Origin of the sequence: Marinobacter antarcticus, assembly GCF_900142385.1 — a bacterium.
GTDB classification, from domain to species: Bacteria; Pseudomonadota; Gammaproteobacteria; order Pseudomonadales; family Oleiphilaceae; genus Marinobacter; species Marinobacter antarcticus.
The window spans coordinates 20322-43921 of sequence record NZ_FRAQ01000004.1; the positions used below are offsets into that span (position 1 = coordinate 20322).

Below are 23600 nucleotides of genomic sequence, written 5' to 3' on the forward strand. Positions count from 1 at the left end.
AAATGTTCAGAAGGCGTTCTCAGCTTTTGACGTCACCATTGCTTTAGTGACGCCGGGATCACTGATGTTTTCTAGCCCACGAACATTTTTTTCGCAAGCGGAAGCCCCTTGAAACCGCTCACGGCCACAGTCGTCAGCAGGCCGCCGAGCATTGCGCCCACCACGCCGCAGGTCATGATGTCCTGGCCGGTGAGGTACAGGCCGGGTATGCGGGTTTTGGGCTTCAGCCAGTCCAGCTCGAAGCGGTCAGGGGTGTGATCCAAGCCATAGATTTCACCCTTGCTGTAGCGGCAGAAGTAGTTGGTGGAAAGTGGGGTGGATAGCTCGTAGTAATCCACTTTGCCTTCCAGATGCGGGAACTTCTCGTACAGCTTCGCAAGCAGGCGTTGGGCGTATTCTTCTTTTTTGGCTTCGTAATCGTCACCGCGCTTGCCCCAGGTTTTGTCCGCCCATGCTTCGTACCACTCAAACGGGCCAGGGGCCACGATCTCAATGGTGGCGCGGCCAGGGTAGCGCTCGGAAAAGCTGGGATCTTTGGCGGAAGGGAACGAAATATAAGTCAGCGGTATATCGTTGGCCTCCGGGTCTTCCATGAAGTCCTGTACCTGCTTTTCGTAATTCGGGCCGGGGTAAATCCAGTAGTTGGTTTTCGGTAGACCCAAGTTCTCAGCGGTATCCTGCAGGCCGATATACAGGCAGTTGCTGGCCATGGAGCGCTTAACGGTTGTCAGCTTGCCCTGGTAGTAGTCCCAGTTGGGTGCGTCTTTCGGCAGCAGTGTGTTGAAGGTGTTGAATACGCCGGCGTTGCTGATGACCAGTGGCGAGCGTATCTCCGCACCGTCGGACATGCGAACGCCCACGGCTTTACCTTTCTCGATCAGGATGCTGGTAACGTCGGCGTAGGTGAAGACTTCACCGCCGCCTTGCTGAACCACCGGGATGATGGTCTTAGCCATTTCGGAAGCACCGCCGATAGGGTAGTAGCCACCATGCAGGTAATGGCGAGCGATCAGTGAGTGAATGATGAAGCTGGATTCCGCCGGCGGCAGGCCGTTGTCGCCCCACTGGCCGGTGAGCACGGCAATCAGTTCCTGGTTGCTGGTAATGCTCTCCAGCACCTCACGGGTGGTTTTGTTGAGAAAGTCCGGAGCCCGGCGTTTGTTGAGCATGCTTAGCGGGCCGGCGGCCAGATCCGGCAGAACTTTGCCCAGAACAATGCCCGGCATGGCCCTGGATACCTTGCGCAGGTAATCCAGATAGGTATCGATCGCGCTTTCTTCTTCCGGGAAAGCCTTGATCAGTTCTGCGCGGAAGGCGTCCGGGCCGGCAACCAGATCCACGTGTTTGTCGCCCAGGAATATACGGTCGTAATGAGCGTCCATCGGCGCCCAGTGCAGCTGGCCGTCGGTGATGTGATCGAACAGCCGCTTGCCCATGGTATGGTCTGCCCCCATGTCGCCGATGTAGTGCACACCGACATCCCACTCATAGCCGTTACGGTCGTAGCTGTGCGTAAATCCGCCTGCGGTGTAGTGCTGCTCAAGGACTAGAACCTTTTTCCCCATCTTGCTCATGCACGCTGCAGCAGTCAGGCCGCCAATGCCGGAGCCGATGATGATGGCGTCGTAGGGGCCGTCCAGGCGGTTGGCGCGATAGCGGCGGCCGACACGAATAGTGCTGGGTTTGGGGCTGCTCATAGGATGAGTATGTCCTTGGTCAATATGGGTTCGGCCCGAAAAAAAGACCCCGGGAGTACCGGGGCTCAGATGGTCAGGATTTTACCTCAGCCCCATTTCCTCAATGGAGATTTCCCGCATCTTGAACTTCTGGATCTTGCCGGTAACCGTCATCGGGAACTCATCCACGAATTTGTAGTTCCGGGGAATCTTGAAGTGGGCAATCTTGCCCTTGCAGAAGGCCATCAGGCCGTCGGCATCAACCGGGGCTGCGTCGGGCCGCAGTTTGATCCAGGCGACCAGCTCTTCACCGTACTTGTCGTCGGGAACACCGGTTACCTGCACTTCCTCAATGGAAGGGTGGGTGTAAAGGAATTCCTCGACCTCTTTCGGGTAGATGTTTTCACCGCCACGAATCACCATATCCTTGATGCGGCCGACAATCTGGACATAACCTTCTTCATCCATCGTAGCCAGGTCCTCGGTATGCATCCAGCCGGCGGAGTCGATCGCTTCGCGGGTTTTTTCTTCATTGTTCCAATACTTCAGCATCACGCTGTAACCACGGGTGCACAGCTCACCGATCTCGCCACGGGGCAGGACGTTGCCGGTTGCCGGGTCGACGATTTTGGTTTCCAGGTGCGGCTGAGTGCGGCCCACAGTGGTTACCTGCTTCTCGAACGGATCGAGGGAGCTGGTCTGGGTGGACACCGGGCTTGTCTCGGTCATGCCATAGGCGATCTGAACCTCTTTCATGTTCATCTTGCCGTTGACCTTTTTCATCACCTCTGCAGGGCATATGGAACCTGCCATGATGCCGGTGCGCAGAGTTGATAGATCGTAGGACTCAAACTCCGGTTCGGCCAGTTCTGCGATGAACATGGTGGGCACGCCGTAGAGGGCTGTAGCCTTTTCCTGGTGAACCGCCTGCAGTACGGCCTTGGGTTCAAAACCTTCACCCGGGTAGATCATGGTGGAGCCGTGGGTGATGCAGCCGAGGTTGCCCATCACCATGCCGAAGCAGTGGTAAAGGGGCACCGGAATAACCAGACGGTCTTTCTCGGTCAGAACCTGACTTTCACCCACAAAGAATCCGTTGTTCAGAATGTTGTGGTGGGTGAGGGTGGCGCCTTTGGGGCTGCCGGTAGTGCCCGAGGTAAACTGAATATTGATGGGGTCGTCGAACTGCAGCTGACTCTGAACCTTGTCCACTTCCTCTTGGCTGACATCACCCGCAAAGCCGGTGAACTCGTTCCAGCTCCACATACCGGCGTGCTTTTCCGTATCGAGGTTGATCACCGCGCGCAGATCAGAAAGCCGCTGGGCCTTTATCTTGCCCGGTGTGCCGGCTTTCAGTTCGGGCGCCAGGTCATAGAGCGTTTTACGGTAGTCAGAGGCTTTAAAACTGTCTGCGGTAACCAGTACGCTGATGCCCGCCAGGTTCATGGCATATTCCAGCTCGTGCATGCCGTAGGCCGGGTTGATGTTAACGAGAATGGCGCCGACCTTGGCGGTGGCGAACTGGGTAACCGTCCACTCATAGCGGTTGGGTGCCCAGATGCCCACGCGATCGCCGCGCTTGACACCGATGGCGAGGAAAGCGCGTGCTGCCTCATTGACCTTTTCAAGAAATTCTTTATAGGTCCAGCGAATGTCCTGGTGCAGACACACCAGGGCTTCGGTGTCGGGATACTTGTCGGCGGTGCGATCGAGCATTTCGCCGATGGTCATGCCCAGCAGTGGTGTTTTGGAGGTACCGCTGGTGTAGCTTGGAAGAGTCTGGTTCATTGTCTGCCTCCGGTTGTTTTTGTCGTCGAGGTCTGAGATTTTGTAAGTCGGTTAACGACTCTGGCTGTGGTATTCAGGGTTCGGCCGCATGTCGCTGGCAATCGCTACGCGGTTGGACATGTTGTAAAAGCCTATTATGTTGCTCAGATCCCAGATTCCACTGTCGCTGAAGCCCACATCTCGAAGCGCCTGCACCTCGTCTTCTGCAACGGTTGCCGGGGAGCGGGTGAGGTGGGATGCGAAATCAAGCATGGCGCGCTGGCGCTTATCCAGTTTGGCCGACCGGTAATTCATTACCAGGTGCTCGCCCAGCGCCGGATCACCGCTCATAACGCGTACCGCTGCGCCGTGGGCTACGAGGCAGTAGAAACATTTGTTTTCTGAGGAAACCACCACGGCAACCATCTCCCGCTCCAGTTTACTGAGCTCGCTTTCGCCCATCATCAGTTCATTGTAGAAGCTGGTGAAGCCATTCAGTTGTTTCAGATTCTGGCTGAAGGCGGTGAGTACATTGGGAACCATCCCCAGCTTTTCCATGCAGATATCAAAGTACTTTTTGACGTCCTCGGGCAGATCTTCCATATTGGGAACAGGAAGGTCCAGGGCGACAACATTTTTGTTATTGGTCATGTCAGATCCTTAGGGTTGAAGAGCCTGGCCCACTTTCGAGCCGTTATGTCGTTTGAGCTGGCCGGAGATCCACTCGCCGGTGGCGACCAGTTTGTTCAAATCCACACCGGTACTGATGCCCAGGCCGTTGAGCAGGTAAAGCACGTCTTCGGTGGCGACGTTACCGGAAGCGCCTTTGGCATAAGGGCAACCGCCAAGGCCTGCGACGGATGCATCAATAACCGCCACACCTTCTTCCAGCACTGCGTAGAGATTGGCCAGTGCCTGTCCGTAGGTGTCGTGGAAATGAGCGGCCAAGCGCTCCACGGGCACGTGCTTTGCCACCGCTTCCAGCATGCGTTTGGCTTTCAGCGGCGTACCTACGCCAATGGTGTCGCCCAGAGAAATTTCATAGCAGCCCATGTCGGCCAGCTCTTTGGCGACCTTCGCCACCTGTTCCGGAGCAATATCGCCTTCATAGGGGCACCCCAGCACGGTAGAAACATAGCCGCGCACCGGGATGTTGTTCTTTTTTGCTGCTTCCATCACGGGCAGGAAGCGCTCCAGGCTTTCTGCGATGGAGCAGTTTATGTTTTTCTGGCTGAAGGATTCAGAAGCCGCACCGAATACCGCTACTTCGTCCACGCCCGCCGCCAGGGCATTCTCAAAGCCTCTGAGGTTAGGCGTAAGAACCGAATAGCGAACACCGTCTTTGCGCTTGATACCGGCCATCACTTCAGCGGCGTCGCCCATCTGTGGCACCCACTTGGGCGAGACGAAACTGGCGGACTCGATGTGAGTCAGCCCGCAATCGGCCAGCCGGTCAATCAGCCCGGTTTTGATGTCTGTGGCAATCACCGGGCCTGCCTCGTTTTGCAGGCCATCCCGGGGGCTCATCTCAACCAGCCGAACCTGTTTGGGAAAGGCCATCAGCCCGCCTCCTCAGCGCTTTCTTTCGCGATTTCAATGGCAATCAGTTCCGCGCCTTCCGAAACCTGCTCGCCTTCGGAGAAGAAAATCTCAGTGACAACACCGTCTGCAGGTGCCTTGATGGCGTGCTCCATTTTCATGGCTTCCATAATGACCAATGTCTGGCCAGCGGTAACCGCATCACCCACTTTGGCCTGTACCGCGACAATAGCACCGTTCATGGGGGCGTTAAGGCCGCCTTCGGGCGCCATGTCTTCGGAAACGTAGTTTTCCCGGTACACCGTGCAATTAAAGGTGTCACCTTCGTAGAAGAGCACTAGCTGGTCGTTGTGCAGGTTGCCATGGATGCTGATCCGATGACCATTGACCACCGCCTGAAGATAATCGTCATCCAGCTTTGCTGTGAGGCTGTATACGCTGTCATTCACGAACACCTGATAGCGGTCGTCTTTTTCCAGGATTTTCAGTTCGTGTATCTCGTCACCCACCTGCAGCTGCAGGGGCTGAGCGTATTCCGAGTTGAGGCGCCAGCTGTTGCGGCGACCGAATGGCGACCAGGGGTCTGTGCTCACGGATTCCGTGGATTTGCGCTCTTCCAGTACAAAGCCGGCGGCCAGTACCAGCGCCTTGTGAGTGTCCAGTTTCGATTTCGGGAACAGCAAGTCCCGGTGGGTATCGATAAAGCCGGTTGTCAGGTCGGCCTCCCGGAACGGCTGTGAATCGGCCAGGGCATGCAGGAACCGGATGTTGGTTTTTACGCCGGCGATCCGGTAATGCTCCAAAGCCTGAACCATGCGGTTGATGGCCTGATCACGGGTTTCGTCCCATACGATCAGTTTGGCAATCATCGGATCGTAGTGAATGCTGATTTCATCGCCTTCGATGACGCCGGTATCTACGCGAACATGGGCACTTTCATCGGGCGTGCTCAGGTAACGCAAGTTGCCGGTGGCGGGCAGGAAATCCTGGTCTGGATCCTCGGCATAAATGCGGGCTTCCAAAGCATGACCACGGGTTTTCACTTGCGACTGTTCCAGCGGCAGGGGCTCGCCCCAGGCCACTTTCAGTTGCCACTCCACCAGATCCTGGCCGGTCACCATTTCGGTAACCGGATGCTCTACCTGCAGGCGCGTGTTCATTTCCATAAAGAAGAATGAGCCATCGACGTCGTAGAGAAACTCTACGGTGCCAGCACCCACATAGTTGATGGCCTGTGCGGCTTTAACAGCGGCGTCGCCCATGGCTTTGCGGGTTTCTTCACTCAGCCCGGGCGCCGGGGCTTCTTCCAGAACTTTCTGATGACGGCGCTGAACCGAGCAGTCACGTTCCGCGAGATACACGCCGTTGCCGCTCTGGTCACAGAAGACCTGGATTTCGACGTGGCGCGGCTGGGTGAGATAGCGCTCAATCAGCATGTCCGGGTTGCCAAACGCGTTCTTTGCTTCCCGCTTGGCAGCGGCGAGGGCCTCATCAAACTCGCCCATGTGCTCAACAACGCGCATGCCTTTGCCGCCGCCACCGGCGACCGCTTTCAGTAGCAGAGGGAAGCCGCATTTTTCAGCTTCCTTGCGCAGAGTTTCCGGAGACTGATCGTCGCCGTGGTAGCCAGGTACCAGAGGTACGCCGGCTTTCTCCATAATGGCTTTGGCGGCCGACTTGGAGCCCATAGCCGCAATGGCCGAAGAGGGCGGCCCGATAAATACCAGGTTGTTGGCTTCGCAGGCTTCGGCAAATCCGGTGTTCTCGGAAAGAAAACCATAGCCAGGATGGACAGCCTGGGCGCCGCTCTGCTTGGCGATTTCGATGATTTTTTCACCGCGCAGGTAGCTTTCTGAGCTGGGTGCGGGGCCGATGTGGAAAGCTTCGTCTGCCATGGCTACGTGGTGGGCGTTGGCGTCTGCATCGGAATAAACCGCGACGCAACGGATACCCATGCGATGTGCGGTCTGAATAATCCGGCAGGCGATTTCGCCCCGGTTGGCAATGAGGATTTTGCTGAACATGTTAGTTGCTCTCCGGAATCCAGTTGGCGCGACGTTTGTTCAGGAACGCACTGAGACCTTCCTGACCTTCTTTGCCTACGCGGATATCAGCGATGCGGTGCGCGGTGTCGTCAATCACAGTGCTGTTTATGGGCTTGTGGCTGACGGCAAACACCAGGCCCTTGGCGGCTTCCATGGCTTCCGGGCCATTCTGGCCAAGCTGTTGCAGTATCTCGTTGCAACGGGCGTTCATGGCGTCAACATCGTCGCAGACGATATGCACAAGGCCGAATTGCTCGGCATCCCGGGCGCTAAACACTTCCGCTGAAATAAAGAAGCGGCGGGCCTGGCGCTCGCCGATGGCGCGCACAACGTAAGGGCTTATCACCGCAGGAATCAGACCCAGTTTTACCTCACTCAGGCAGAAACTGGATTTTTCCGTTGCGATAACAATGTCGCAGCAGGCTGCCAGGCCAACGGCACCGCCGTAGGCCGCACCCTGAACAAGGCCGATGACCGGCTTTCTGAGCTGATTCAGGCATTCCATAAGACGCGCAAGTTGGCGAGCATCGTCCAGGTTTTCCTGGTGGCCGTTGTCTGCCATGCGGCGCATCCAGCCAAGATCTGCACCGGCAGAGAAATGTTTGCCTTCGGAGCGCAGGATCACCACCTTCGTTTCACTGTCGGCGTCTACCTCTGCTATCGCGCTGATCAGTTGCTGGATGATCACGTCATCAAAGGCGTTGCGTTTGTCCGGCCGGTTCAGGACGACTTCGGTCACGCCCTGGGCTCGGCGCCTGAGCAGAACTGCCGATTCCCGTTCTGCCTGTTCTGATTGAGCGTTGGAGTCTGTCATGGTTATTCTCCCCGATTACATCCGGAAAACGCCGAAGCGCGTGGGCTTCGCCGGTCGGTTGAGGGTGGCAGAGAGGCTGAGGGCAACCACTTCCCGGGTCTGGGCCGGGTCGATCACACCGTCATCCCACAGGCGGGCACTGGCGTAGTAAGGGTGGCCCTGATGCTCGTAGGTATCGGTAATCGGCTTTTTGAACGCAGCTTCTTCCTCCGCGCTCCATTCCTGGCCTTTGCGTTCCATGCCCTCACGACGAACCTGAGCCATTACGCCGGCGGCCTGCTCCCCACCCATTACGGAGATGCGGGCATTTGGCCACATCCAAAGGAAGTCCGGGCTGTAGGCCCGGCCACACATGCCATAGTTGCCGGCTCCGTAGCTGCCACCGATCAATACGGTGATCTTTGGTACGTTGGCGCAGGCGACAGCCATAACCATTTTGGCGCCGTGCTTGGCGATGCCTTCGGCTTCGTACTTCTGGCCCACCATGAAGCCGGTAATGTTTTGCAGGAACAGCAGCGGGATATTGCGCTGGCAGCAAAGTTCGATAAAGTGCGCGCCTTTCTGGGCGGACTCGCTGAACAGGATGCCGTTGTTGGCGATGATGCCCACAGGGTAACCGTGTATGTGGGCAAAGCCGGTCACCAGGGTCTGGCCGTAGTAACGTTTGAATTCGTCAAACTCGGAGCCGTCGGTGATGCGTGCAATGACGTCTCGCACGTCGAACTGTTTGCGCAGGTCGGTGCCGACGATGCCGTAGACTTCGTTGGTGTCGTAAAGTGGCGCTTTGGGTTTGCGGATCTCTACGTCGACCGGTTTGCGGCGATTGAGGTTTGAGACGCAACGCCGGGCGATTTCCAGGGCGTGAGCGTCGTTCTCAGCATAGTGATCGGCAACACCGGAGGTTTTGCAGTGTACGTCGGCACCGCCCAGGTCTTCTGCGGTCACGACTTCACCGGTGGCGGCTTTTACCAGCGGCGGGCCAGCCAGGAAGATGGTGCCCTGGTTGCGGACGATGATGGATTCGTCGGCCATGGCGGGCACGTAGGCGCCACCGGCGGTGCAAAGGCCCATGACGACGGCGATCTGGGGGATATCGTCGGCGGACATGCGGGCCTGGTTGTAGAAGATGCGGCCGAAGTGATCACGGTCAGGGAAAACCTCGTCCTGCAGGGGCAGGTTGGCGCCGCCGGAATCCACCAGGTAGATGCAGGGCAGGCGGTTTTCCAGGGCGATTTCCTGGGCGCGCAGGTGTTTTTTGACGGTGAGCGGGTAGTAGCTGCCGCCTTTTACTGTGGCGTCGTTGGCGATGATCATGCATTCGGTGCCAGAGACGCGACCTACGCCGGCGATGACACCTGCTGCCGGTACGGCTTCATCGTAAACGTTGTAGGCAGCAAACTGGCCGATTTCGAGAAACGGTGAGCCGTCGTCCAGCAGGCGGTTGATGCGTTCCCTGGGCAGGAGTTTGCCACGGGCGATGTGGCGTTCCTGGTAGGAGGGGCCGCCACCTTGCTGGATGGTAGAGACTTTTTCCCGCAGGTCTGCGACGGCTTCTGCCATGGAGGCCTGTTTGGCCTGAAACTCTTCAGACCGGGGGTTTATTTTGCTTTGGAGTATCGTCATGGGGCTTCTGGTCCGTGCATCGGGAGTGACGATCTGGCTTTCCGGGAACCGCTATGAGCACATCCCTGTGCGCTTGTCTCCGGCCGTCCATGGCCTACGACATTCCCGGAAAGCCAGACCGCCACCCCCTTGTTGTACTTGGTACATTTACCCGACTTATTAGTGCCGAGTACCCATTACTTGTTCAGGAACAGTTCTCGACCGATCAGCATGCGCCGGATTTCGGATGTACCTGCACCGATTTCATAAAGCTTGGCATCACGCAGTAATCGGCCCGTAGGGTAGTCGTTGATGTAGCCGTTACCGCCAAGAAGCTGGATGGCGTCCAGGGCCAGCTTCGTCGCCATTTCGGCGGAGTAGAGGATCGCGCCGGCGGAGTCTTTGCGGGTGGTTTCGCCGCGGTCGGCGGATTGGGCCACCATGTAAACGTAGGACTTGGCGGTGTTCATAAAGGTGTACATATCCGCCACCTTGCCCTGAACCAGTTCAAATTCGCCAATGGCTTGGCCGAACTGTTTGCGCTCGCGGATGTAAGGAACCACAACGTCCATAGCTGCCTGCATGATGCCCAGCGGGCCGCCGGCAAGGACGAGGCGTTCGTAGTCGAGGCCACTCATGAGCACGCGGGCACCGCCGCCGAGCTGGCCGAGCATATTTTCCTTGGGTACTTTGCAGTCCTGGAATACCAGCTCACAGGTGTTGGAGCCGCGCATGCCGAGCTTGTCCAGCTTCTGGTGTCGGCTGAAGCCTTCGCAGTCGCGTTCTACGATGAAGGCGGAGATGCCTTTTGAGCCGGCCTTCACGTCGGTTTTGGCGTAGATAACGTAAACGTGGGCATCGGGGCCGTTGGTGATCCACATTTTATTGCCGTTCAGCACGTAGTGGTCACCGGCGTCTTTGGCGCTCAGCTTCATGGAAATAACGTCAGAGCCTGCATTAGGCTCGGACATGGCCAGGGCACCGATGTGTTCGCCGCTGACGAGTTTTGGCAGGTATTTTTGCTTCTGCTCTTCGGTTCCGTTCCGGTGAATCTGGTTTACGCAGAGATTGGAGTGAGCGCCATAGGACAAACCGACAGAAGCGGATGCACGGCTGATTTCTTCCACTGCAATCACGTGTGCCAGGTAACCCATGCCAGAGCCGCCATAGGCCTCATCCACGGTAATGCCCAGCAGGCCCATATCGCCGAACTTCTTCCACAGGTCCATGGGGAACTCGTTACTACGGTCGATTTCTTCGGCGCGGGGCGCGATCTCGGTAGTGGCAAAACCGTTGACCTGCTCGCGCAGCATATCGAGGGTTTCGCCAAGGCCGAAGTTGAGTTCCGAGTACTGTGATTTCATGATTGGTTGCCTTTTGTTCTGCCAGATATGTGTGTTAAAACGGCTTGCCGGGTCAGGCGTTAGTTGCTGTCAGTTCTGCTCAGCAACACTTCTGGGTTCGTCATTGGCCGGGGCCTGGTGTTTTTTCGTTTTTTTCAATTCAGAGAGAGCTTCCTGACACCGTGACTCTGCCATGTCGATTTCCATTTCTGCCATGGCTATGTCGCTTTTCTGCTGTTCCATCTGAACGCGCTTGTTGCTCAGAATGGTTAGCATTTTCAGTAGCTGCTTTTCGTTACCGGTTGGTGTTTCGTCCCACAGATCGAAAAGCTCTTTCGTTTCAGCGAGCGAAAAGCCCATACGCTTACCCCGGAGGATTAACTTCAGACGCACCTTGTCTTTGGTGCTGAAGATTCGCGTCTGCCCGCGCCGTGCCGGCTTCAGCAGGCCCTGATCTTCGTAGAAGCGAATGCTACGGGTCGTGACATCAAACTCAGTGGAGAGCTCGCTGATACTGAACGTTCTCTTTTCGATCATGGCGATATCCTTTTTTAAGTAAGGTTAGATAAAGTTTACGTAAACGTAAAGTATTTTCAGAGGGAAAATCGACGGCTGTGAACACCCGAAAGGAAATAAACCAGGCTGTTTGTTAGGTTGCGATGGATTGTAGCAGAAGCCATCGGGTTGCTGGACAGGGCCTGCAGGGAAGCGGGTGGTGAATCCAGGTTGCACGGCTCATCCGCAAAGATGCGGCATGGGCCGGGCAGGGGAGAGGTTTACGCGAGTTCTTCTCTGAGCTTTCGTTTCAGCAGTTTACCTGCGGTGTTCTTGGGCAGGGTCTCTGCAAAGTGGATGTGCTTTGGTAGCTTGAAGCTCGCCAGTCTGGTGCGTGCGTGGCTCATCAAAGCTTCCGCATCTTCCGGGTAACCTTCTTTGACAACCACCACGGCACAGATGGCTTCAATCCACTTTTCATCCGGCACACCGATAACCGCGACTTCCGCAACGGATTCGTGTAGGTAAAGGGCTTCTTCCACGTCGCGGCTGGCGACCAGCACTCCGCCGGTGTTCACCACATCCTTGATGCGATCAACAATGTAAATGTAGCCCTCTTCGTCCTGGTAACCCAGGTCGCCGGAATGGAACCAGCCGTCTTTGAATGCTTCTTTGGTGGCCTCCGGTTTGGCCCAGTAACCCACCATCAGCTGCGGTGAGCGGTGAACCAGTTCCCCTTGCTCCCCGGGCTTGCAGTCTTTGCTGGTAATCGGGTCCACAATGCGGGTCATAACGGTTTGCATGGGGCGGCCGGCAGAAGAAGGTCGGTCGGCGTGTTCTTCCGGTAACAGAACGGTTGCCAGCGGTGCGATTTCGCTTTGGCCATAGCAGTTGTAAAGGCCGGCGCCGGGCAGTTTATCGCCAAGCTCTTTCACTACTTGGACAGGCATGATGGATGCGCCGTAGTAGAGCTTGTCCATGTGTTGCAGTTTGTCAGGGTTGAATTCCGGGTGGTGCAGCAGTGCAATCCACACGGTAGGTGGCGCAAAAAAAGCATTTAGCTGATCGCTGGCCAGCAGTCCGAGAATTGCGTCGGGTGTAGGCGTATTGATCATTCGGCTGTACCCGCCGCTCAACAGCATGGGCATGGTGAACACATGCATCTGGGCGGAGTGGTATAGCGGTAACGCAGCGAGTGATCGGTCGCTGGACCGAATATCCAGGTGGTATTGGCAGGCGGCATAATGCGTCATCAGTGAACGATGCGTATGCATGGCGCCTTTGGGGTCGGAGGTGGTGCCTGAGGTATAGAGAATCTGCACCACGTCTGTGTCGGAGAGCTCCAGTTCCGGCGCTGAGTCTTTGCCGGCCTCCAGCGCGAATTGCAGTGCATCCGGGCTTTCGCCGCCAAGAGCACTGCTGCCATAGATACTGCCGTGAATGGCAACTTCTGTTGCGTCCCGGATCGCATCGACCTGAGGCTGCAGATCCAGGTCGGAAAACAGGGCCTTGCAGCCAGACTGGTTGAGTGCGTAGGTAAGCTCGTGGCCAGTCAGGGCGTAGTTGAGTGGGACATGAATCAGCCCGGCTTTTGTGCAGGCGAGCCATAGCAGAACGTAAGCATCCGAGTTTTTGCCATAGGCACCAACACGGGCACCTTTTTCAAGCCCCAGCGCGATCAGACGGTGGGCCAGCCGGTTCGAGGCTGCATGAATCTCTGAGAACGTCCAGGTGCGGTCGTCAAAAACCAGTGCAGTACGGCTGCCGTGGGTGCTCGCCGAGCGGGCAATGGCGTCTCCGATGGTGTTGCGCAGAGCCCGCTGGATATCCGCCGATACGGAGGAAGAAGCGGATGTACGGGAGTTGTTCATGCATATACCCCTTTAACTGTTGTTATTTCGTGCGTGGCGGCATTAACTCAGAGGAACGGACCCTGCGGGAATGATCGGTCAGGTCGAAAAAATTGACCCAATTGGACAGCGAGGTGTTTATAACCGGCTGATTACCCTGGCCACTGTGAAGGGGGCTTCCCGGTCCAGCGCTTGAAGGCTCGGCAAAACGAGGCGGTTTCTGAAAAGCCAACACGCTCGCTGACGTCGGCAACGCTGAGGTTTTCCGTGCTCATGAGCTTTGTCGCATACTCCCGCCGCAAAGACGTTTTGATATTGCGCAGGGAGGTGCCTTCTTCTTGCAGTTTCCGCCCGATGCTTCTGGGTGTCATGTGCAACAGTTGCGCAATCTCATCCAGGCTTGGCATATCTTTGAGGCTTTGCTGGGCAAGTAGGGTGCGAACCCGGTTGCGTAGGCTGTCGTCGTGATCCGGGCGGCGCAGGATATAGGCAGGCGCTTCTTTCAGGAAAACTGCCAGTTCCGTTTCACTGCGGGTAATGGGCAGCTGCAGGTATTTTTCGTGCAGATAAAAACCGCAGACAGATTCATCAAACTGCAACTCGGTTGGGAACATGGCCCGGTATTCGGCAACGTGAGGCGGCGGCGGATAACTGAACTGCGTGGTTGCAAACGGAATCTGCTGGTCCACCAGCCAGCATGCGAACCTTTGCCACATAAGCAGCAGGAACTCCTGCAGCATGTGGTCAGTATCCTGGCTGGCCTCTTTAAGGCTCAGGCGGAAAAACACCAGCTTGTGGCGGTTATTTTCACCCAGGCCAATGTCGATGTTGTCGCAGGCGATGCTGAAAAAGCGCGCGCTTTTTCTCAGCACGGCACCGAGCGTCGCAGAGCCGAGGCAGTAATCTGTCATCAGAGCGAAGGTGCCGTTCTTGCAGCGGCTGGTGGATAGCCCCAGGAACTCGTCGCGTGTTGCTCTCCATACACTTTTTATAACCAGAGTGAGCTGTTCTTCGGTGATCGGATGATCAGGCTTGTTAAGCCATGCCGCCGGCACGCCAGCGCTGGCCAGCAGTGTGTCGCGCTGAAACCCCTGTCGTTCAGCACCGCGAATAGATGCTTGAAGATAGTGGTTTGCAATATGGGGTCTGGGCTGGGAGTCGCGCATGTCTATGACGGTTCTGGTGCGTAATGTGTCAATTATTTCGGCTTGTACGGCCATTCTCGGTGAACAGGATAACCCTTTAAATAGGCGGCTGCCTGATTTATCAGATCAACAACGGTGTTATGTAAGGGTTATGTAGGGGGTTATGTATGTCCGGACATCAAGAAGATATCGAGCTGTTTCACTCCATGATCAACCGGGTTCTCGATAAGGAAATCACGCCCTTCTATGAGCAATGGGAGGAGGAAGCCGCCACCCCGCGTGAGCTGTGGCATACCCTGGGACAGGCGGGAATGCTCGGTATTGATATGCCGGAACAATACGGCGGGGCGGCAGCGAGTTTTGAAATCTCGCAACTGGCAATTGAGGAGATGGCCCGCAAGGGCTTTGGTGGCTTGGCCTCCGGGTACAATATCCACGCCAATATTGTGATGCCCTATATTCTGCATCTTGGCTCTGAAGCCCAGAAACAGCGGTACTTGCCGGATATGATCAGTGGTAGCGTGCTCAGTGCGATTGCCATGACGGAGCCGGGTGCCGGTAGTGATCTGGCCGCTATGCGCACCACGGCCCAGCGCACCGATAAAGGCTATGTGATCAACGGCGCTAAAGTGTTTATCACCAACGGCTTGCAGGCAGAACTGGTAATTGTGTGTGCAAAAACCGATCCCGGGGCCGGCGCCAAGGGCGTATCCTTGTTTCTGGTTGATGCCAGTCTGCCCGGGTTTTCCCGGGGCAAAGGTATCCGTAAAATCGGGCAGCACGCCAGCGATACCGCCGAGCTGTTCTTCTCGGATCTTGTGGTTCCACACGATGCGCTGCTGGGGGCAGAAGGGCGAGGATTCGCTTACCTGATGCAGGAGCTGCCCCGGGAGCGGCTGGGCGTGGGTGCGCAGGCGGTGGGGGCGACCGAGGGTGTGCTGGCGATCACTCTGGATTATGTGCAGCAACGCCAGGCCTTTGGCCAGAGGATTGCTGATTTTCAGAATACCCGGTTTAAACTTGCAGAAGCCCGGGCGCGGCTGGAGATGGCGAAAGCCTATCTGAATCAGTGCATTGCTAAATATCTCAAAGGCGAAATGGGGCCAACAGACGCTGCCATTCTGAAACTGATGCTCACCGAAATGCAGTGTGATATCGCCAACGAGTGTCTGCAGTTGTTTGGCGGCTACGGTTATACCATTGAGTACCCCGTGTCGCGATTTTTTGTTGATGCCAGGGTACAGACAATCTATGCCGGCACGTCTGAAATCATGAAAGAAGTGATTGCCCGTTCCATGCTGGGCAAATAGATTATTCGTTCTCCGGACTTTTGCTGATCTGAAACTTAAGGAAATAAACGATGAAACTGACCGATGTTGTAATTCTCGACGGCGCGCGTACCGCCATTGGTGGCTTTGGCGGCAGCCTGAGCTCAATGGGTCCGGCCGAGCTGGGTACCTGTGCGGCAAAGGAGGCTATCACGCGCTCAGGTGTGCCCGCCGAAAACATCGACCATTCCGTTTTCGGCCATATTATCCCGACTGGCCCGGCAGATGCATACGTAGCGCGTCATATTGGCCTCAATGCCGGCCTGCAGAAAGGTTCTGCGGCATTCAACGTGAATCGTCTCTGTGGTTCCGGGGTGCAGTCGGTTATCAGTGTCGCGCAGATGATCATTATGGGTGACAGCCAGATTGCTCTGGCCGGTGGCGCCGAGAGCATGAGCCAGGGCGCCTATGTACTGCCTAACGTCCGCAAAGGCCTGCGGATGGGTGACGGTAAAGTGGTTGATATGACTCTGGGTACGCTCAGCGATCCGTTTGGCAGTGGCCACATGGGCATGACGGCTGAACGTATTGCAGAAAAGTATGGCCTTAGTCGTGAAGACCTGGATACATTCTCGGCGGAAAGCCATCGCCGGGCGAGTCACGCCATTGAGAGTGGCTACTTTAAAGAGCAGATTGTACCGGTAACCGTAAAGCAGGGCCGCAAGGAGTTCACCTTCGAGCAGGACGAGCATGTGCGTGCCGGCACCACAGCAGAAAGCCTTGCTAGCCTGAAGCCGGCCTTTACCAAAGATGGCATAGTCACGCCGGGCAACGCTTCCGGCATTAACGACGGTGCCGCCGCCATGGTACTCACCAGCGCTGCGGAAGCAGAAAAGCGCGGCCTGAAAGCTCGTGCACGCATCGTAGGTTACGCTTTTGCAGGTGTGGACCCCAATGTAATGGGGCTGGGCCCGATTCCGGCTGTGCGTCGGGTGCTGGAGAAGACCGGCCTCAGCGTGGCCGATCTGGATGTGATTGAATCCAACGAGGCCTTTGCGGCTCAGGCGCTTGCGGTCAGCAAGGAGCTTGGCTTGCCGGCAGACAAGGTGAACCCGAACGGCGGCGCTGTCGCAATGGGCCACCCGGTAGGGGCGACCGGCTCTATTCTCATCATTAAAACCCTCGCAGAGCTTGAACGCACAGGTGGCCGCTATGGCCTGATTACCATGTGTATTGGTGGTGGCCAAGGCATTGCTCTGATTGTTGAAAGCATCAGCTGAGCTGACATACAGATTTCTTTTTACGGCTAAATTGGATAAAGTTTACGTTAACGTAAAGGTTGTTCTGTTTCCGATTCAGCCGACAACATTTGATGCAAAGGGAGAAGACGATGGAATTCAACAAGGTACCGGCCATTGTTACAGGTGGTGCATCCGGGCTTGGCGAAGGCGCAGCTCGGGCACTGGCCGCAGCCGGGTGTAAAGTTGCCATCTTCGATCTGCAGAAAGAGCAGGGCGAGAAAGTTGCTGCGGATATTGGCGGAATCTTCGTGCACTGCGATGTGAGCTCGTCCGAAAGCGCGGAAGCAGCGATGGCTAAAGCCCGTGAAGCCCATGGCCCCTGTGGTATTGCGGTTAGCTGCGCGGGTATTGGCCCGGCGGCCAAGATTCTGGGCCGAAACGGCGTTATGCCGCTGGAGAGCTTCAGCAAGGTAATCCAGGTCAACCTGATCGGAACCTTCAACATTCTGAGACTTGCAGCCGCTGAGATGGCGCAGCGCGAACCTAATGCAGACGGTGAGCGCGGTGTGATTATCAATACCGCTTCGGTAGCCGCATACGAAGGGCAGATCGGGCAGGCGGCTTACAGTGCGTCCAAGGGCGGTGTTGTTGCCCTGACGATACAGTCGGCTCGGGAGCTGGCCCGCGAAGGCATCCGCGTGAATACCATCGCACCGGGGCTGTTCATGACACCGATGATGTCCGGCATGCCGCAAGAAGTGCAGGATAGCCTGGCGGCAACGCTGCCGTTTCCCAAGCGTCTGGGTAAGCCCGAGGAGTTTGGCATGATGGTGGATCAGATGGTGCGCAACCCGATCCTGAACGGAGAAACTATCCGGCTGGACAGTGCCTTGCGTATGGCGCCTAAATGAATTCAAGCACATGCAGGAGACTGCAATGGCGAGTGCAACGGAGAGAGCAATGACCAGTACTGTGGATCAAGAAGAACTCGCACTGTTCCGGGCGTCTGTCATAAAGGCTCTGGAGACCGAAGTCGCGCCGCATTACGAGGCTTGGGAGAAAGCAGGCCTTGTACCCCGTGAGCTCTGGAACACGCTCGGCGATGCCGGCATGTTATGTGTGGATATTCCTGAAGATTGCGGCGGGTGTGAGGCTCCGTTTCAGTACTCCGTGGTTGTCGGTGAGGAGCTGGCTCGCATGGGGTTTGGTGCGCTTTCGACCAACGTGATGGTGCATTCGGACATTGTGGCTCCCTATATCAGCCATCTGGGTAACGATACCCAGAAGCAGCAGTGGCTGCCGAAAATGGTGTCTGGTGAAGTGGTTGGCGCCATCGCCATGACCGAGCCGGGTGCCGGCAGTGATCTGCAGGCTATGCGCACCAGCGCGGTTCGGGATGGCGACGACTATATCCTGAACGGCTCAAAAACCTTTATCACCAATGGCCAACATGCCGATATGGTGATTGTTGCGGCGAAAACCGACCCCTCTGCGGGCGCCAAAGGCATTAGTCTGTTTCTGGTGGACACGAGCCTGCCAGGTTATAGCAAGGGGCGGAATCTTGACAAGATAGGCCAGCACAGCGGCGATACCTCCGAGCTGTTCTTTTCCGATATGCGTGTACCGGCATCGGCTCTTGTGGGTGAGGAGGGCAAAGGCTTTGTTTACCTGATGCAGGAATTGCCGCGTGAGCGGCTGGTCATCGGCGCGCTGGGCGTAGCGGCTGCAAGAGGTGCACTGGACCTGACCATAGCCTACACCCAGGAAAGGGTGTTGTTCGGGCAGAAGTTGGCGCAGATCCAGAATACCCGCTTTGAAATTGCCCGCATGGAAACCGAGTACCAGGTTAACAAGGCGTTTGTGGCCCAGTGTATAAGCCAATACGAAGCCGGCGAACTGGATGCGCCTACGGCGTCCATGGCCAAGTACAGCGCGACCGAAATGCAGTGCCGCGTGGCAGATGGCTGCCTGCAACTGTTTGGCGGCTATGGCTACACCACGGAATACCCCATTTCCCGTGCCTTTATGGATGCCCGTGTTCAGCGCATCTATGGCGGTACGTCGGAAGTCATGAAAGAAATCATTGCCCGCTCCGTTCTGGGTAGAGTCTGAAATCAATGAGGTTTGAATATGAGCGATAACAGCGTTGTGATTGCGGGTTCGGCTCGCACTCCCATGGGCGGCATGATGGGCTCCCTGAGTTCCGTACGCTCTCCGGAGTTGGGTGCCATTTCCATCAAGGCAGCCATTGAACGCAGTGGTCTGCAACCGGCAGACATCCAGGAAGTGATCATGGGTTGTGTGTTACCGGCCGGCCTGGGCCAGGCTCCGGCGCGTCAGGCGTCCCGCGCTTCCGGTATTCCGGACAGTTCAGGCTGCACGACCGTGAACAAGATGTGTGGTTCCGGAATGCAGGCGGTTATTCTGGCTCACGATCAGATCAAGGCTGGCACCAACAGCATTATGATTGCTGGTGGAATGGAGAACATGAGCCAGGCGCCTTACCTGTTACCAAAAGCTCGCGGCGGCATGCGCATGGGCCACGCACAGGTGATGGACAGCATGTTCCTCGACGGCCTGGAGGATGCTTACGAAGGCGGTCTCATGGGTGTGTTTGCACAGCGTTCGGCCGATCAATACAAAATCACCCGGGAAGCGATGGACGAGTTTGCTATCGGCTCACTGAATAAATCACTAGCGGCTATTGAGAGCGGCTGGTTCAAGCCCGAAATTACGGCGGTGACCGTTGCCGGCCGTGGTGGCGAAACCCTGGTGGATACTGATGAACAGCCCGGTAACGCCAGACCGGACAAAATACCTACACTCAAGCCCGCTTTTGCCAAAGATGGCTCGGTAACCGCCGCCAACTCCAGCTCCATCAGTGACGGTGCTTCTGCTCTGGTGCTCGCTTCTGCGGCTGAAGCCAAAGCCCGGGGCCTGACTCCCCAGGCCCGCATTGTGGCGCATGCGACGCACGCACGTTTGCCGGCCGAGTTCACGTTGGCGCCCATCGATGCTATCGAAAAGGTGCTGAAGAAGGCAGGCTGGAGCAAGGACGATGTGGATCTGTTTGAGATCAACGAAGCCTTTGCGGTTGTCAGTCTGCTGGCGATCAATGAGTTAAAACTGCCGGCTGAAAAGGTCAACGTTTATGGTGGCGCCTGTGCTCTCGGGCACCCCATTGGCTCATCTGGCTCGCGGATTCTGGTGACACTCATCAATGCCCTGAAACAGAAAGGATTGAAGCGCGGAGTGGCCTCCCTTTGCATCGGCGGTGGTGAGGCAACTGCGATCGCTATTGAGCTGATCTGACACGGTCAGCATCGGGGCCGGCTCTGGCATTCCTGGGTGTTGAGCCGGCGCATCGACCAGAGTCCCAGAACCGGGCCGGGCAATAGCCAGAGTGTCACCCAGGTGCCCTGGGACTCCCAAAGATTACTGGTGATCCAGATTGCCGGTATGGTCAGCGCGAAACCTATGGCGTTCATCACAGCCAGTGACGCCCCAACGAATTCCCGGGGTGCGGCAGAAGCCGCTAGTGCGGAAAACTGCGGTGAGTCGGCAATGACAGTAATACCCCATAGCATCAGCAACATCAGTAAAGCTCCGGGTGGTGCCCAGGGAAGAAAAGGGTAAGCCAGGCAGATCATTCCCGATATGGCCAAGGCCCGGTTTGCGACCCATTGGCTCCCAAACCTTTGACTGAGTCGGCCGCCTCCGACGCAACCCAAAAACCCCACTCCGATCACGGTGAATGAAAGCAGAGGAATCAGGGCTGGTGCTGCCTGCATTCGAAGCACTTCCCGTGTGATCAGGAGCGGTGTTAGCGTCCAGAAAGCATAAAGCTCCCAGCAATGGCCAAAGTAGCCACCTGCCACAGCCCGAAATCTGGGAGATTTGAGCCCGGCGAGCCCAGTTCGCAATCGGGTTTTTGCTGTGCTTATGGGCAGGTGAGGGCCATCACCCAAAAGTAGAACCATCATGCCACCCAAAAGAGCCAGTGCAGAAGAGCCCAGTAAAGGCCACTGCCAGGGCAGCCCCAGTGTTGCGCCGCGCAGCAAGTGAGGCATGGCGGTACCAAGCGTCAGCATTCCAACCAGCCAGGCCAGTGCGGTGCCTGTGTGTTTAGGCGTCCATCCAATGACCATTTTCATCCCCAAAGGATAAATTCCGGCAAGGCAAAGGCCCGTCAGAAAGCGCATGACGAGGTCAAACGGGGGCAAGGCTGCGGTGATTACGAAACCAGCGTTCATCAGAGCACCAAGCACACTGGAGAATGCAAAAATGTAACTGGCACGGAACCGGTCGGCCAGGCCGGTTATAGCAATGCCCAGAGTGCCAACGATGAAGCCGGCCTGCACTGTGAGCGTCAGTTGCCCGAGATCTGATTCAGAAAGCCCCAGCTCCCGGGAGATGGACAGCCAGACACCGTTGATGCTGAACCAGAGCGAGGTTCCACAAAGCTGCGCCAGTACGATGACGAATAATGGATAGCGCTGCCAGGTGTTGCGGAGCATCACGGGATTTCCCTGTCTTCGTCCTGGTTTTTCAGGCTGTGCGGCCTACTGCAGGCGCCATGGCTGGAGTGGTCAGTATAACCTCCACCACAGTGTGCAGCTTTTCCAGTTGCGATTGAAGCATGGCGACCGGCCGGGAGCCCTGAATGGTCAGGGCAATATCGAGTGTCTCTTCCGCATTCTCCACGGAACTCTCCACCGCCATTTTTGCGATCCGGAAACCGCGAATACGAACCACCTGGCACAGGCGCTCGAGCGCGGCCGCTTCGTGGTTCATCCGACAGGTAATCGTATAGCTGGGTGCTTTGCTGCTGCTCTCAATGGTCATGCAACCTTCTCCTTTTTATCCGCGGCAGAGCGGCGGGTTTCATCAATCATCTCGTTGTTACTTCCGCCCGGCTTTACAATCGGCCAGACGTTTTCTTCCCGGGCAATGGCTACATGTAGCAGCATCGGGCCACTATAGGCGAGTATGGTTTCAATTCCCCGCCGAACCTGATCGGTGCGCTCAATTTTAAGGGCAGGGATGTCGAACGCCCGGGCCATGGCGACAAAATCTGGGTTGTCATCGAGGTTAATCTGGCTTTCCCGGTTGTTGTAGAAAAGCTCCTGTTGCTGGCGCACCATGCCCAGGCACTGGTTATCCATGATGATCAGCTTCAATGGCAGGTTGTACCTGCTAATGGTGGCCAGCTCCTGCGCGTTCATCATGAAGGAGCCGTCGCCGGTCACATTCAGAACGGTGCTTTGGCGGTTGGCAAACTGGGCGCCGATAGCTGCCGGCAAGCCAAAGCCCATGGTGCCAAGGCCGCCGCTGGTAAGGTGATGCCGCGGGTGATCAAACTGGTAGTGCTGGGCAACCCACATCTGATGCTGGCCGACGTCGCACGCAATAATCGTGTCATCCGGGGCAATCCGGGAAAGCTGGCGGATGAACGCGGGGCCGGTAATAGGGGCCAGTGGCTCTTCGTTGTCTGCCGCCTGAAATCCGCCCGTCGTGCGCCAGGTCTGGCATTGCTTCCGCCATTCGTTGATCGCCAGAGGTGTTTCTCTGAGCGATCGAGTCAACTCGCCGAGAATAGCGTTCAGGTCGCCGCGAACTGCGAGTTCCGCGCTCCGGAGTTTGTTGATTTCGGCGGCGTCGACGTCAATGTGAATCAGGCGCGCGTTGGGCGCGAAGCCGTCCAGCTTGCCGGTGGCTCGGTCATCCAGGCGGGCACCGATAACCAGCAGAAGGTCGCACTCGTCTACCGCCCGGTTGGCGGCGCGGGAGCCATGCATGCCCAGCATGCCAAGGTTTTGAGCGCTGTATTTACCGGGGTTTCCGATACCCTTGAGAGTCACAACCGCAGGCAGCACTGAGCACTCAGCAAACTCCCGGAAGCTGTCTTCTGCGTGAGCCAGGCTAATGCCTCCGCCGCTGTAAAGCAGTGGTTTCCGGGCCGCGCGCAGCAAGGCTATCGTGCTCGCCAAGTCAGGGCAGACAGCTGCCGGCTGTGCCGAATCAGTGATAGGCACAAAGGTAGTTTCGGCAAGCAATACATCCTTGGGGATATCAATCCAAACCGGTCCCGGTCGCCCGCTTTGAGCCAGCTCCATGGCTTCTTCCAGAATGGCGGGTAGTTCGTGCGCACTCTCAACCAGATAGCTGTGCTTTACGATACCCAGGGTCATCCCGAGAACATCGGTTTCCTGAAAGGCATCGGTGCCAATCAGCCCGGAGGGAACCTGGCCGGTAATGACCAGCATGGGAATGGAATCCCGGTGCGCGTTGGCAACGCCGGTAATCAGGTTGGTAGCGCCGGGGCCGGATGTTGCAATGCAAACCCCCAACCTGCCACTGGCACGGGCATAGCCGTCGGCGGCCAGGGCACAGCCTTGTTCGTGGCGGCACAGCACATGCTCCACGCGCACATCATCCACCAGAGCATCGTATAGCGGCATGATGCAGCCACCCGGGTAACCAAAAACCGTCTGGATGTTGTGGCGGTGGAACGCTTCAAGAATGTGCTGTGCGCCGTTCATTGTCTTATTTCCTGTTTTTTCTTCCGCAAAAAAGAAACCCCCGGGACCTTGCGGTGCCGGGGGTTTCTGGTGTTTTGTCAGGTTTGTCTCTATCTCACCCGCTTATCCACGCAAAAACCCCCGGAAGGTATCACTACCACCAGGACTAGCATTGCAAGGACGATGACGGAGTTGAGATTCATAAAACGGACAATATGCTCTGAATTCGTAAAAAGATTCTGTGTAGAATCTACCCCACGTTTTAAACAGGTTGCAACCGTTTAATCCTGTTTT

Annotated in this window: 19 protein-coding genes; 5 read left to right on the forward strand and 14 right to left on the reverse strand. The window is 56.8% G+C overall.

Annotated features, from left to right (window positions below):
• Nucleotides 1-71 precede the first annotated feature (71 nt).
• The 11 genes from BUA49_RS15475 to BUA49_RS15525 form a co-directional block, all read right to left on the reverse strand.
• On the reverse strand, nucleotides 72-1697 hold the full coding sequence (locus BUA49_RS15475; protein ID WP_072799239.1) for a phytoene desaturase family protein: 1626 nt from the start codon (nucleotides 1695-1697) through the stop codon (nucleotides 72-74).
• An 81-nt stretch (nucleotides 1698-1778) separates the two neighbouring features.
• Complete coding sequence (locus tag BUA49_RS15480) at nucleotides 1779-3464, reverse strand: AMP-binding protein (RefSeq protein ID WP_072799241.1); 1686 nt, start codon at nucleotides 3462-3464, stop codon at nucleotides 1779-1781.
• Nucleotides 3465-3515: 51 nt separating this feature from the next.
• Complete coding sequence (locus tag BUA49_RS15485; protein ID WP_072799243.1) at nucleotides 3516-4094, reverse strand: peroxidase-related enzyme; 579 nt, start codon at nucleotides 4092-4094, stop codon at nucleotides 3516-3518.
• Between the two features lie 9 nt (nucleotides 4095-4103).
• Nucleotides 4104-5003, reverse strand: coding sequence for a hydroxymethylglutaryl-CoA lyase (locus BUA49_RS15490; RefSeq protein WP_072799244.1), 900 nt, complete (start codon nucleotides 5001-5003; stop codon nucleotides 4104-4106).
• Nucleotides 5003-7006 carry an acetyl/propionyl/methylcrotonyl-CoA carboxylase subunit alpha gene (locus BUA49_RS15495; protein WP_072799246.1) on the reverse strand — a complete coding sequence of 668 codons (2004 nt, stop codon included), beginning with the start codon at nucleotides 7004-7006 and terminating at the stop codon, nucleotides 5003-5005. Before BUA49_RS15495 ends, BUA49_RS15490 begins: the two co-directional genes overlap by 1 nt.
• Before the next feature lies 1 nt (nucleotide 7007).
• Entirely contained in the window at nucleotides 7008-7841 is an 834-nt protein-coding gene (locus BUA49_RS15500; RefSeq protein ID WP_072799247.1) for an enoyl-CoA hydratase-related protein, read from the reverse strand.
• Between the two features lie 15 nt (nucleotides 7842-7856).
• On the reverse strand, nucleotides 7857-9464 hold the full coding sequence (locus BUA49_RS15505) for a carboxyl transferase domain-containing protein (protein ID WP_072799249.1): 1608 nt from the start codon (nucleotides 9462-9464) through the stop codon (nucleotides 7857-7859).
• Nucleotides 9465-9640: 176 nt separating this feature from the next.
• The gene (locus tag BUA49_RS15510; protein ID WP_072799251.1) at nucleotides 9641-10807 is read right to left on the reverse strand and encodes an isovaleryl-CoA dehydrogenase; all 1167 of its coding nucleotides are present in this window, start codon (nucleotides 10805-10807) and stop codon (nucleotides 9641-9643) included.
• Between the two features lie 69 nt (nucleotides 10808-10876).
• Nucleotides 10877-11323: a MerR family transcriptional regulator gene (locus tag BUA49_RS15515; RefSeq protein ID WP_072799253.1), complete on the reverse strand. Its 447-nt coding sequence runs from the start codon at nucleotides 11321-11323 to the stop codon at nucleotides 10877-10879.
• A 239-nt stretch (nucleotides 11324-11562) separates the two neighbouring features.
• On the reverse strand, nucleotides 11563-13152 hold the full coding sequence (locus tag BUA49_RS15520; protein WP_072799255.1) for a fatty acyl-CoA synthetase: 1590 nt from the start codon (nucleotides 13150-13152) through the stop codon (nucleotides 11563-11565).
• A gap of 131 nt (nucleotides 13153-13283) precedes the next feature.
• Entirely contained in the window at nucleotides 13284-14297 is a 1014-nt protein-coding gene (locus BUA49_RS15525) for an AraC family transcriptional regulator (RefSeq protein ID WP_139248804.1), read from the reverse strand.
• Nucleotides 14298-14443: 146 nt separating this feature from the next.
• On the opposite strand from BUA49_RS15525, the gene BUA49_RS15530 reads away from it, so the two are divergent.
• The 5 genes from BUA49_RS15530 (at nucleotide 14444) to BUA49_RS15550 (ending at nucleotide 20097) form a co-directional block, all read left to right on the forward strand.
• Nucleotides 14444-15586 (forward strand): acyl-CoA dehydrogenase family protein, encoded by a 1143-nt coding sequence (locus BUA49_RS15530; protein ID WP_072799258.1) that lies wholly within the window; start codon nucleotides 14444-14446, stop codon nucleotides 15584-15586.
• A gap of 50 nt (nucleotides 15587-15636) precedes the next feature.
• Entirely contained in the window at nucleotides 15637-16824 is a 1188-nt protein-coding gene (gene bktB / locus BUA49_RS15535) for a beta-ketothiolase BktB (protein WP_072799260.1), read from the forward strand.
• A 110-nt stretch (nucleotides 16825-16934) separates the two neighbouring features.
• Entirely contained in the window at nucleotides 16935-17696 is a 762-nt protein-coding gene (locus tag BUA49_RS15540) for an SDR family NAD(P)-dependent oxidoreductase (protein WP_072799262.1), read from the forward strand.
• Between the two features lie 49 nt (nucleotides 17697-17745).
• Nucleotides 17746-18897 carry an acyl-CoA dehydrogenase family protein gene (locus tag BUA49_RS15545; protein WP_072799263.1) on the forward strand — a complete coding sequence of 384 codons (1152 nt, stop codon included), beginning with the start codon at nucleotides 17746-17748 and terminating at the stop codon, nucleotides 18895-18897.
• Between the two features lie 18 nt (nucleotides 18898-18915).
• On the forward strand, nucleotides 18916-20097 hold the full coding sequence (locus BUA49_RS15550; protein WP_072799265.1) for a thiolase family protein: 1182 nt from the start codon (nucleotides 18916-18918) through the stop codon (nucleotides 20095-20097).
• Nucleotides 20098-20102: 5 nt separating this feature from the next.
• Here BUA49_RS15550 and BUA49_RS15555 read toward each other — a convergent pair whose 3' ends face one another.
• The 3 genes from BUA49_RS15555 to ilvG are packed head-to-tail and all read right to left on the reverse strand — an operon-like array spanning nucleotide 20103 to nucleotide 23327.
• A complete protein-coding gene (locus BUA49_RS15555; RefSeq protein ID WP_072799266.1) occupies nucleotides 20103-21302 on the reverse strand; it encodes an MFS transporter in 1200 nt (399 codons plus the stop codon).
• Nucleotides 21303-21333: 31 nt separating this feature from the next.
• Complete coding sequence (locus BUA49_RS15560; RefSeq protein WP_072799268.1) at nucleotides 21334-21630, reverse strand: ACT domain-containing protein; 297 nt, start codon at nucleotides 21628-21630, stop codon at nucleotides 21334-21336.
• On the reverse strand, nucleotides 21627-23327 hold the full coding sequence (gene ilvG / locus BUA49_RS15565) for an acetolactate synthase 2 catalytic subunit (RefSeq protein ID WP_072799270.1): 1701 nt from the start codon (nucleotides 23325-23327) through the stop codon (nucleotides 21627-21629). The genes BUA49_RS15560 and ilvG overlap by 4 nt, the downstream gene beginning before the upstream one ends.
• Nucleotides 23328-23600: the final 273 nt, after the last annotated feature.